This is a genomic window from Vibrio sp. QJM3NY_15 (assembly GCF_057785995.1).
In genome coordinates, this window is the sequence record NZ_CM173517.1 from 2,284,503 (window position 1) to 2,296,685 (window position 12,183).

Consider the following 12,183-nt stretch of genomic DNA (forward strand, 5'->3'; position numbering starts at 1 on the left):
AGTTTTAATTACCCTTGTTGTTCTGCTAGCTCAATGGCTAGAGTTTGAATTTTGTTAATTAAAGATTTGAAATCTGATGTCGTTAAGCACGGATTCAAGATGGTGAATTTCAGCGCGCTTTTACCATCAACGACCGTTTCGCCAAGTACTGCAACGCCACGAGTCAGCGCCTCCAGTCTTAACATTTGATTCAGTTTGTCCAAATCCATAGCGCTGTTTGCTGATTGCCCATTGCTAGGCACCGAACGGAACAGCACAGTCGACAGTGACGGCTCAGCAAGAAGTTCAAAATCATCATGCTTCTGAATCAGGTCGGCAACCTCAAGCGTCTGCTCTAGAAGATGATCGTACATATCACCCAGTTGCTTTGGTCCAACACTTTGCATCGTCATGAAGACTTTCAGTGCATCGAAACGCTTGGTGGTAGCGATAGACTTATCGACTAGATTTGGCAGCTCATCGTGCTCGCGATTCAAGTAGTCTGCGTGATGCAGTAGGTACTTAAAGTTCGCTTTGTCTTTCAGCAGCACAGCGCCACAGCTGATGGTTTGGAAGAACAACTTGTGGAAGTCGACACTCACTGAGTCCGCTTTTTCGATACCTTTTAAACGAGCTTTGTGGCTACTTAAGATAAGCGCGCCACCGTAAGCACTGTCGACATGGAACCAAAGATCTTGTTGGTTGGCGATGTCAGCAATCGCTTCAAGATCATCAATAGCACCGTGATCGGTTGTGCCCGCAGTACCAACCACAGCAAAAGGAATCAGACCTTGAGCTTTAAGTGCTTTCACTTCTGCGTCTAGCAAATCTGGCTTTATGGTGCCATTTGCATTCGTATCAATGCAGCATACTGCCGCTTCGCCTAGCCCTAGTAGAGAGGCTGACTTTTGAACCGTGAAGTGAGATTTCTTTGAACATAAGATACGAAGCTTGCTTGCGTAGTCTGGTAAGCCAAGCTTTTGGATTGAGTGGCCATTGTGCTTATCTGCAACCCAGTCTCTCGCAAGCAATAAGCCCATTAGGTTACTTTGCGTGCCACCGCTTGTGAAAACACCGTCAGCTTGTGCGCCAAGTTGGTATTTGTCACACATCCAATCCACCACACGCTGCTCAACATAAGTCGCAGCAGATGCTTGGTCCCATGAATCCATTGATTGATTCAACGCCGCGATAATCGATTCCGCAGCTACCGAAGCCATAAGAGGAGGAGTGTGAAGGTGCGCAATGCAGTCTGGGTGTTGCACGAAGATGGAGTTTGCAGCGACAAGGTCTGCAGTGCTATCTACAACATCAACCAAAGCGTGTTGATTGTTATCGAGATCAACAGCATTGATAGCAGCTTCTAGCACTTTTGGTTCTAAACCTGAATAAGGGGTTTCAACTTGTTCAAAAACGGCTTTCATCGCTTGAGTGGTTTGGTTCATCACGCTAGCAAATTCGTTGCTACCGCCTAAACCTGTCTGGATGAAATGCTTATTCCATTCTTGGTTAGTCTGTTCGCTTGAAGCTGGGTCTTGTTGTAAACCACCACCCGCTGCGATGATCGCTTCTTCCATGACGCGTAACGCAAAGTCGATCTGCTCAAAAGAGATAATCATTGGCGGAAGGAAACGAATGACAGAACCATCACGACCACCCTTTTCAACCATCAAGCCGCGCTCTAATGCTGCTCGTTGAATCGCTAACGTCAGTTCGCCGTCTGATTGTGGTTCGCCAAATTTGTTGAGTTCACCGTTTGGTTGTTTGATCTCAGCGCCAAGCATCAGGCCTTTACCACGAACTTCAGCAATACAGTTCACACGCGATTGAATCTTCTCAAGCCCATGACGTAAATATTGGCCTGCGATGTTCGCGTGCTCAACCAAACCATCACGTTCGATGATTTCCAACGCCTTAGCGCCAGACACCATTGCTAATTGATTACCACGGAATGTGCCAGTGTGCTCACCCGCTTTCCAAGTATCGCTGCTCTTATCGAATACAAGCAGCGACATAGGCAGTCCGCCACCAATCGCTTTAGACAAGCACAAAATATCAGGATTAACGCCTGACTCTTCAAACGCAAATCGATGACCTGTTTTGCCGACACCACACTGGATTTCATCAAAAATCAGTAGGATACCATGCTCATCACAGATGCGACGTAGACCTTGTAGCCAAGACGCCGGAGCTGGAATCACACCGCCCTCACCTTGTACAGGCTCAACGATCATCGCGGCAGGTTTCATGATGCCAGATTCGTCGTCATTCAACATACGCTCGATGTAACGAATGCTCGCGTTAGCACCCGCTTCACCACCAATGCCAAACGGGCAACGAAGGTTGTATGGGAAAGGCATGAAATGTACGTCAGACATTAAGCCACTACGACGTTCTTTAGTGCCAAGGTTACCCATCATGCCCATGGTGCCGTTAGTCATGCCGTGGTAAGCACCACGAAAAGCAAACATGGTGTTGCGACCTGTAGTTTGCTTGGCTAGCTTGATCGCGGCTTCCACAGCATCAGCGCCAGACGGGCCACAGAATTGAAGAACCGAGTTCGTTGAAAAGTCTTGAGGGAGAAAAGCTTTAACTCGCTTGATAAACGTCTCTTTTGCTTGAGTCGTAATATCAAGAGTCTGGTATGGCAAACCTGAATCGAGTTGGTCTTTAAGTGCTTGGTTAATCTCAGGGTGGTTGTAACCCAGAGAAAGTGTACCAGCACCGGCTAAGCAATCGAGAAAGAGTTGGCCACGAGTATCTTCAACTAAAACACCACATGCTCGTTTAATAGCAATCGGTAGGCGTCTTGGGTATGAACGAACATCCGATTCATGCTGTTCTTGCTCAAGCAAAATAGCGTCAGGTGTTAGGTCGTAAGTTCCCTCTACGATAGGAACCATAGTTGAAAATGAATTTGCGATAGTATTAATATCGACTTCAAAGGCGGTAGTCATAAAAGTCCCCTTGAATGTGTTCATACTCACCTCCATCAGACGCAATTGCACACCGTCCCTCTATTGATTTAGAGAGAATTCATAGTGAAACACGCGTATTGTCTAGAAATGAGATATAGCTGTACGCTCGCATAAGTCAAATGACGAATACGAAATTAGGCCGTCTTAGGACAGCAAAAATTAGTTAGCGTGAGCTCAAGGTTCAGTAATGCTACTGTTTTGAAGAATTGGACATTTGTGCAGTATCGGACAGCTATGAAGAACTGGCCCTTTTGGAAATGCAGAGCTGATTAGCAATGTTGTTATTAGTGTGTTCAATGTTGGGTTTCCCATTAGCATGGCGAATTGCGCCATAAGTATCCCGTCTATCAGCTAAAGGCTAGCTGATACCTACCCTACGTAATGTCCCAATCAGCAAGAATGGTCACTACGCGTATCCCCCAGAAGCAATCGTTGCTCTTCTTGAACATTGTTCATTCCGAGATTGCGCGGGAAAGTAACATAAAGTGAAATGAACGATCAATAGTTTTTAATAATCGCTTGATAAATAGGAGCGGTGACCGACAAATTGCTGAAAATATCGTCAACACTATCGTTAGGGAAAGAGGTCCCCGGTTCATTCGTTCCTCATGCCCGAGGATGACGACGCGTGTGTAAAAACGTTGCTAGTGAGGTTTTGAGATCTCAGCATCCTTTCGTCACTCCCTAGTACGAAGAACGAGCTCAAAGGGAATCTCGCAGTTAATGAGTCTTAAAGACCAACAAAGTAATAAGATGAGTCAGCCTCAGAGGTCATTTGAGCACAAACGTCATTCCCTAGCACGAGGAACGAGTTCATAGGGAATCCCTCTTTTAAAAACTAACTTATCTAAACGAACTTGATTACGAAATTATGAGATAGAGATAGGTATGAATTCTAAGTGTGGGTTCGAACAAGAAGAGTACTGACATGTAAAAGCTAAAAGCCAAAAACCAAAAAGCCCGAACATTTCTGTTCGGGCTTTTTAATTTGGAGCGATACATCGGGTTCGAACCGATGACCTCAACCTTGGCAAGGTTGCGCTCTACCAACTGAGCTAGTATCGCATTTGCTACATCCGTTAAGACGTAGACTTTAATAGATGGTGCCCCGGGCCGGACTTGAACCGGCACAGCGCGAACGCCGAGGGATTTTAAATCCCTTGTGTCTACCAATTCCACCACCAGGGCACGCAATTCTTTATTGCGATGCCGATTACTGAAAAGTAAAACACCATCTTAATGCTGACGCCAATCAACATTACAAATTTTGGAGCGATACATCGGGTTCGAACCGATGACCTCAACCTTGGCAAGGTTGCGCTCTACCAACTGAGCTAGTATCGCATTTTCATTACTCTACGAAAGAGATAATGGAGGCGCCTCCCGGAGTCGAACCGAGGTCCACGGATTTGCAATCCGCTGCATAGCCACTCTGCCAAGGCGCCTTAGTAACTCCAATCGAATCGCTTATTGCCATCCTCTTGGGTACGGGATGCATTCTACGGATTCGAGCGTTTGAGTCAATATTATTTTTGTATTTTTAATTCGTTTGAATAGATTTCATACGAAACAGGCTAAATAGCTGACTTTGTGTGCAAAGCACTTTGTGGACAGGCTATTCAAAGGAGATCTATATCACATTAGATATCCACTATTGATAACTTAACCTTAGGTTAAAGATCAAAAAAGCGAGCCTCAGCTCGCTTCTTCATCAATGGTGTTTTTCGTCTAACAAATCATCTTTGGCCGCCATCAAGTATTGCGCCATTGACCAGTAAGTAAGAACGGTTGCAACATAGAGTGCAATGTAACCCACCCAAACCATCCAGTCGTCGTATCGCCAGATAAGTACCCAAAGAGCAAACATCTGAGAAACGGTTTTCACTTTACCAACCCAAGATACCGCAACGCTTGCACGTTTGCCGATTTCAGCCATCCATTCACGAAGCGCCGAGATAATAATTTCACGACCAATCATGGTCACCGCAGGAATCGTCACCCAGATCGAGTGATAATGCTCGGTAACTAAGATAAGAGCAGTAGCAACAAGCACTTTATCCGCCACAGGGTCAATAAAGGCACCAAAGCGAGACGTTTGTCCGAGTTTACGAGCCAGCATGCCATCTAGCCAGTCAGTAAAACCCGCTACCCAAAACACCATTGCAGCAGCAAAAGGAGCCCATTCATAAGGTAGGTAAAAAACAACAACGAATACTGGGATCAAAAATAGTCTCAGTAAGGACAAAATGTTAGGTATATTCAAACGCATATTATTAGGCTCTTATCAATTGCGCTTTAATGGTGCGGGATTTTTACTATTGTTTCAATGCTTGATAAATGTTTTCTGCCAAAGAATGACTAATGCCCGGCACTTTGGCTATTTCTTCGACAGTTGCACGCTTAAGTTCTTGTAAGCCACCCATATATTTCAACAAAGATTGACGACGTTTAGGTCCTACCCCTTCGATTCCTTCCAAAGCACTGGTTCGGCGAGTTTTACCTCGTTTCGCTCTGTGCCCTGCTATCGCGTGATTATGACTTTCATCACGGATGTGCTGGATAAGGTGCAACGCTGGTGCATCGCTTGGTAAGTTAAATTCCTCACCTTCAAGAGTAACTAAGGTTTCTAAACCCGGCTTACGGGTCACACCTTTCGCGATACCCATCATTCTTGGTCGAAATGGCCAATCACCCCAATATTGAGAAATGATCTCATGAGCGCGGTTGAGCTGACCTTTACCACCGTCGATAAAAATGATGTCTGGGATCTTATCGACATCAAGTTGCTTCGAGTAACGCCTCTCAAGCGCCTGAGCCATTGCTGCGTAATCATCACCACCAGTGATGCCAGTGATGTTGTAACGGCGGTATTCCGGCTTAACAGGGCCTTCCTGATTGAACACCACACAAGACGCTATCGTGCTTTCACCCATGGTATGACTGATATCGAAACATTCCATGCGCTTGATAGCATCCATCGACAGCACTTCTTGAAGCTCTTTAAAGCGCTGGTTGATGGTCATCTTGTGATTAATCTTGGTGGTAATAGCCGTCAATGCATTGGTATTCGAGAGTTTAAGGTAACGACCTCGAGTACCTGAAGGGTTGGTATTGAAGTGAATCTTACGACCCGCCACTTCACACAAGGCTTCTTGAATCGGTGTAATATCTTCCATCAAATCGGCATTGAGAATCAAACGAGTTGGGATGGTTCTCGCTTCATTATGCGCAAGATAGTATTGGCTTAAAAAGCTCGAAAAAACCTCTTCTCGCACCGTATTGTTGGGAATTTTTGGGAAATGGCTTCTACTGCCTAAAACCTTGCCTTGGCGAATCATCAAGATATGAATACACGCTACGCCATTCTCTTGAGCAAAGCCCAACACGTCCATATCTTCCATTGAATCGTCAGATACATATTGTTGTTCTTGCACGCGTCGAATCGCTTGGATTTGGTCACGGAACGCGGCAGCTTGCTCAAAGCGAAGCTCTCGGCTTGCTGTGTCCATCTTATCGATGAGCGTCTCAAGGACTAACTTGTCCTTCCCTTGCAAGAACAGACGAACGTAGTCGATAAGTTCACTGTACTCTTCATCAGAGATGATTGAGCTGACACATGGCGCAGCACAACGGCCAATCTGATACATCAAACACGGGCGCGTTCTGTTGGCATAAACCGTATCTTCACACTGGCGAGCAGGAAAGATTTTTTGTAGTAGGTGCAACGTCTCACGCACAGCGCCGGAATCAGGGTAAGGACCAAAGTATTCGCCCTTTTTCTTTTTAGCACCACGATGCATCGACAAACGAGGATGCTTGTGACCGCTAATAAAAATATAAGGGTACGACTTATCATCACGCAAAAGTACGTTGTATTTAGGCAAGTACTGCTTGATGTAGTTATGCTCAAGGATGAGCGCTTCTGTTTCCGTGTGCGTTACAGTGACATCGATCTTGTCAATATTGCTGACTAAAGCGCGTGTTTTTTCACTGTCGACTTTTTTACGGAAATAACTGGAAAGGCGTTTTTTGAGGTTCTTAGCTTTACCGACGTAAATAACAACAGCCTCGGCGTTATACATTCGATAAACGCCGGGCTGCTCTGTTACTGTCTTGAGGAATGAGACTGAGTCAAACAAGTTGGTCACTATACGATCTCAGTGTTAAAGGGTCTCAGTGTCTAACATTCCATGTCTAATCGCTAAATGCGTCAGCTCTACATCGCCACTGATATCCAGCTTACTGAACAAGCGGTAGCGGTAACTGTTGACTGTTTTAGGACTTAGATTGAGTTGTTCTGAAATATCCGTCACTTTCTGACCTTTGGTAATCATCATCATGATTTGAAGTTCACGTTCAGATAAGTCTGCGAATGGATTTTCAGACGCAGGCGAGAATTGGCTCAAAGCCATCTGCTGCGCAATTTCTGGCGAAATGTATCGTTGGCCACTATTAACCACTCGAATTGCATTTACCATTTCATCCGGACCTGCCCCTTTAGTAAGGTAACCAGCAGCTCCAGCTTGCATCACTTTAGTTGGAAACGGATTTTCCGTATGAACAGTTAAAACGATGATTTTAACATCAGGGTTGAAACGCAAGATTTTCTTGGTTGCTTCTAAGCCACCAATACCAGGCATATTCATATCCATCAAAATAACGTCAGTATTGTTAGTACGACACCATTTTGCAGCATCTTCACCGCTTTCAGCTTCCCCTGCTACGTTCATTCCACGGACGTCTTCAATAATACGTCGTATCCCTGTGCGAACCAGCTCGTGATCATCTACAAGGAAAACATTTATCAAACTTGTATCTCCACACTATTAATTGGCTCTGCAACCACTGTGTCATTTCATCTGTTTGAAACAATTGAACAAAGGAACAGTGAATCGCAGCATTGAGTATATCTTAACTTAATTACTAAAAAAAAGCTCTGTTGAATATGTGCTGAAACACGAACTTTAGCAAGTACTTATTAACAAACAAGCCAACTAAAACAACAAGCTTTTTCTAAAAATCAACCAGTTAAAACAACACCCAATAAAATTACACAAGATAAAGATATTTTCAATACCATTGAATAGCCATTCGCGACAATTTCACTTATTTGCTTATAGAGTCCCGTTATTTGCCTCTGTTAACTAGGATTTAGTTAGTATTTTTGCTGCCTGTTATGCGCTGAGGGTCGCTAGGTGGTAGTATTCGATTCCCAATTTCAATAGGTTACTACATTGGATATTCAGCAAGGCTTTGTACTCACAAGACAAGCAAGAGACTTTTCAGGGCGCACACAAATCGACTTGTGGTTAAGCACTCCTCAAGGCCCTACTCTACTGACTATTCAAAATGAAAAGCCTGTATTTTTTGTCGCGCAAAATGATGTTGAAGCATGTCAGGCTATCGCAGCGAAAGAGTCTATCAATTGCCAGTTAAAGCCTTTAGAGCTAGCAACATTTGACCAAACCCCTTTAGCCGCTTGTTACACCTCTCTGTCGAGAAGCAGCTTCGGGTTAGCTCAAGCCTTTAACGGTGAAGAGATCCAAACCTTTGAAAGTGATATTCGACTGGCCGATCGTTTCTTGATGGAACGCTTTATCAAGGGCAGTATCGAATTCACAGGCACTATCACCCCAAAAAGACAGCATCGCAGAGTATCGAACGCAAAATGTCGAGCTGGCGATTACTTGCCAAACTTGTCTGTGGTTTCGCTTGATATTGAGTGTTCGGAAAAAGGTGTGCTTTATTCCATAGGCCTAGACAGTCCAATGGATAGCCGAGTGATAATGATTGGCGATCCACAAGAAGCAGACACCAATATCCAATGGGTTGCCAACGAGAAAGCGCTGCTTGAAGCTATGATTGCGTGGTTCTCCGAGTTTGACCCGGACATCATCATTGGTTGGAATGTCATTGATTTCGACTTTAGGCTGCTGCACAAGCGTTCAGAATGGAACGAAGTGAAACTCAGTATTGGTCGCGACAATCAACCGAGTTTCTTTCGCAGCTCCGCACAAAATCAGCAGGGCTTCATTACCATTCCTGGTCGCGTGGTTTTAGATGGTATCGATATGCTTAAAACAGCAACCTACCATTTCCGCTCTTGGTCTCTTGAGTCCGTGTCACAAGAGTTGCTGGGCGAAGGCAAAGACATCCATAATGTTCATGACCGCATGGATGAAATCAATCGAATGTTTAAGTTCGATAAGCCTTCACTTGCCAAGTACAACCTTCAAGACTGTGTGCTCGTAAACCGAATCTTCGAACACACTCACCTACTCGATTTTGCTATTGAACGTTCTCGCTTAACTGGTGTTGAACTTGATCGCGTTGGCGGCTCTGTCGCTGCGTTTACTAACTTATACATGCCTCAGATACACCGAGCGGGTTACGTCGCGCCTAATTTAGAGCCCGAGAACTGGATCGCTAGCCCCGGTGGTTATGTGATGGATTCCATCCCTAACCTGTACGACTCGGTTTTGGTACTCGATTTTAAGAGCCTTTACCCATCGATCATTCGATCTTTCTTGATTGACCCAATGGGCCTGATTGAAGGGCTAAAGCTAGAGCTAGGCTCCGAAGAAGACCAAGCAGTGGCTGGATTTCGTGGCGGTCAATTCCACCGCTCTAAGCACTTTTTACCAGAGATGATCGAAAATCTCTGGGCAGCGCGTGATGTCGCAAAGAAAAACAACGAGAAAGCTTTTTCTCAGGCGATTAAGATCATCATGAACTCTTTCTATGGCGTGCTGGGTTCTTCTGGTTGTCGTTTCTTTGATACTCGCTTGGCATCCTCTATCACCATGCGTGGGCATGAGATCATGAAGCAAACCAAGGTTCTGATCGAAGATAAAGGGTATCAAGTAATTTACGGAGATACCGATTCAACTTTCGTGTCTCTTAATGGCAGTTTTGAGCAAGAACAAGCAGACGAGATTGGTCACTCCCTTGTGGCTTACATCAACGACTGGTGGACGAATCACCTGAAAGAGGTCTACAACCTCACCTCAATACTTGAATTGGAATACGAAACCCATTACCGCAAGTTTCTAATGCCGACCATTCGAGGCTCAGAGACAGGATCGAAGAAACGTTATGCAGGTCTAATCAATCAAGGTGGCCAAGAGAAGATCATTTTCAAAGGTCTTGAGAGTGCAAGAACCGATTGGACGCCTCTCGCACAGCAGTTCCAACAAACCTTGTATGAGATGGTCTTTCACGACCAAGATCCAAGTGATTATGTTAGACAGTTTGTCGATGAAACATCCGCGGGCAAACACGATGACCTACTGGTTTATCAAAAGCGCTTGCGCCGTAAGTTGCATGAATACCAGAAGAACATTCCGCCACAAGTTCGCGCTGCTAGATTAGCCGATGAGATCAATGCCCAGCTTGGTCGCCCACTTCAATACCAAAACAAAGGACGTATTGAATATTTGATTACGCTGAGTGGCCCAGAGCCCAAGGAGTATTTGAAGAGCGGTATCGATTATCAACATTACATCGACAAGCAGATTAAACCGGTCGCAGAAGCAATTTTGCCGTTTATAGGATTGGATTTTGAAAGAGTTAGCGGGCAGCAGCTAGGTCTGTTCTAGATTGAATTCTCTTTTCGAAGCGCCATGAGACTCGAGATATCTATTAAAGCTCGAGCCAGACATAAAAACGAAAATAACAGATGAGTGCTTAACTCACTCTGCTTTTTCATATCAATGGATAGCTTACGATCTTGATAGCTTACGACCCCCTACCCGATTCGAAACTCAGTTTTCTGATACTGCTTAACCAGCCATTCACCAAAACCATCAAGAATTCCTATCACTGAACGTTTTGGAATCGCTCGCCCAGACAGCAATATACCCAACCTTTGAATCTCAACTTCTTTCTCTGGATGATATCTCAAGAACTGTTGACCGCACTCCATAGGCGCATCGAACCAGTTCTTATCTCGGTACATAATCAAAGAGTAACTGGCTCGCAGAAGCTTCTTGGCAATAATCACCTGCGCGGCGACTTGTTGTTCTGGCGTTGTTGCTCGGGCAATCTTATTACGATAAACCGCTAACCAATTCTCCGCGTCCATATTCCAGTGTTTGGCAATTTCCCAACTCGTTTCGAAATCGCCATAGCAGTCTGATAAATCTTCACCATGCACACACACCGCTAAATGCTTAAGCATGAAGCCCCAGGTAAAGATATTGTCGAAATCAACTATCTCGCTCACCAAGGTGGTTTTGATCGCCACTTGAGTGACCTGAGGGAAGCTCTTTTGGAAGCGCCATTTGATGGTATTCAGCAGCGTGGTTCGTTGATCTGGGAAAGGACGATGGGTAACCACAACCACATCTAGATTCGAGCGACCGACAACGGCTTGTTTGCGTGCCACGCTGCCATAAACATAGACACTGTGCAGATTAGAACCTAACCCACCTTTTAGAAAGGTAATCAGATCGTTAACCACAGGTTGAAATTCAGGTTGAAATGGCTGTGTTGGGTCAATAACAGGTAGCTGCATAGGTCGTTTCGGTAAATAAAATAATGATTTAACTGTCTCTCTATGATCGCTTAGGTGACTTTATGATTCAAGCTATTCCTATTTATAGCATCTACGAGATATAATCACCGGATAGACCCAATAAGGACAAACACAAAATGCCTAGAGCAAGTGAGATTAAAAAAGGTTTTGCGATCAATGTTGATGGCAAAACAGTACTAGTTAAAGATATCGAAGTAACAACACCAGGTGGCCGTGGCGGTCAAAAGATTTACCGCTTCCGTGGTCACGATGTAGCAACTGGCGTTAAAACAGAAGTTCGTCACAAGGCTGACGAAATCGTTGAAACGATCGACGTAACTAAGCGTGCAGTGATGTTCTCTTACGTTGATGGCAACGAGTACATCTTCATGGATAACGAAGATTACACACAATTCATCTTCAACGGTGAAATGATCGAAGACGAACTGCTGTTCATCAACGAAGATACGCAAGGTATGTACGCGATTCTTATCGACGGTACTGCGGCGACTCTTGAGCTACCAACTTCAGTTGAGCTAGTAATCGAAGAGACAGACCCTTCAATCAAAGGTGCATCTGCTTCAGCTCGTACTAAGCCAGCTCGTCTGTCTACAGGCCTTACTGTTCAAGTTCCTGAGTACATTGCAACTGGCGACAAAGTTGTTGTGAACACAGCTGAACGTAAATACATGAACCGCGCAAGCTAAGATA

General features: G+C 44.8%; 7 protein-coding genes and 4 tRNA genes. 2 read left to right on the forward strand and 9 right to left on the reverse strand.

Annotated elements, in window-relative coordinates:
* Window positions 1–8 precede the first annotated feature (8 nt).
* The 8 genes from AC3CKG_RS10185 to uvrY all read right to left on the reverse strand — a co-directional run bounded on the left by AC3CKG_RS10185 (window position 9) and on the right by uvrY (window position 7,765).
* Window positions 9–2,960 (reverse strand): diaminobutyrate--2-oxoglutarate transaminase family protein, encoded by a 2,952-nt coding sequence (locus AC3CKG_RS10185; protein WP_488528301.1) that lies wholly within the window; start codon window positions 2,958–2,960, stop codon window positions 9–11.
* 986 nt (window positions 2,961–3,946) lie between these two features.
* Window positions 3,947–4,022: transfer RNA gene (locus tag AC3CKG_RS10190), tRNA-Gly, on the reverse strand.
* A gap of 36 nt (window positions 4,023–4,058) precedes the next feature.
* Window positions 4,059–4,145 (reverse strand) — tRNA-Leu (locus AC3CKG_RS10195).
* Window positions 4,146–4,225: 80 nt separating this feature from the next.
* Window positions 4,226–4,301, reverse strand: a tRNA-Gly gene (locus tag AC3CKG_RS10200).
* 27 nt (window positions 4,302–4,328) lie between these two features.
* Window positions 4,329–4,402: transfer RNA gene (locus tag AC3CKG_RS10205), tRNA-Cys, on the reverse strand.
* A 266-nt stretch (window positions 4,403–4,668) separates the two neighbouring features.
* Window positions 4,669–5,226 (reverse strand): CDP-diacylglycerol--glycerol-3-phosphate 3-phosphatidyltransferase, encoded by a 558-nt coding sequence (gene pgsA, locus AC3CKG_RS10210; protein ID WP_012604331.1) that lies wholly within the window; start codon window positions 5,224–5,226, stop codon window positions 4,669–4,671.
* A gap of 46 nt (window positions 5,227–5,272) precedes the next feature.
* Window positions 5,273–7,105, reverse strand: a complete 1,833-nt coding sequence (uvrC, locus tag AC3CKG_RS10215; protein WP_102311444.1) for an excinuclease ABC subunit UvrC — start codon at window positions 7,103–7,105, stop codon at window positions 5,273–5,275.
* A gap of 15 nt (window positions 7,106–7,120) precedes the next feature.
* Window positions 7,121–7,765, reverse strand: a complete 645-nt coding sequence (gene uvrY, locus AC3CKG_RS10220; protein WP_004729778.1) for a UvrY/SirA/GacA family response regulator transcription factor — start codon at window positions 7,763–7,765, stop codon at window positions 7,121–7,123.
* Between the two features lie 426 nt (window positions 7,766–8,191).
* On the opposite strand from uvrY, the gene AC3CKG_RS10225 reads away from it, so the two are divergent.
* Window positions 8,192–10,555: a DNA polymerase II gene (locus AC3CKG_RS10225; protein WP_102311443.1), complete on the forward strand. Its 2,364-nt coding sequence runs from the start codon at window positions 8,192–8,194 to the stop codon at window positions 10,553–10,555.
* Between the two features lie 149 nt (window positions 10,556–10,704).
* On the opposite strand, the gene AC3CKG_RS10230 is transcribed toward AC3CKG_RS10225, so the two are convergent.
* Complete coding sequence (locus AC3CKG_RS10230) at window positions 10,705–11,472, reverse strand: nucleotidyltransferase family protein (protein ID WP_065111105.1); 768 nt, start codon at window positions 11,470–11,472, stop codon at window positions 10,705–10,707.
* A 137-nt stretch (window positions 11,473–11,609) separates the two neighbouring features.
* Between AC3CKG_RS10230 and efpL the strand changes: the two genes are divergently transcribed.
* Window positions 11,610–12,179, forward strand: coding sequence for an elongation factor P-like protein EfpL (gene efpL / locus AC3CKG_RS10235; protein WP_009848748.1), 570 nt, complete (start codon window positions 11,610–11,612; stop codon window positions 12,177–12,179).
* Window positions 12,180–12,183: the final 4 nt, after the last annotated feature.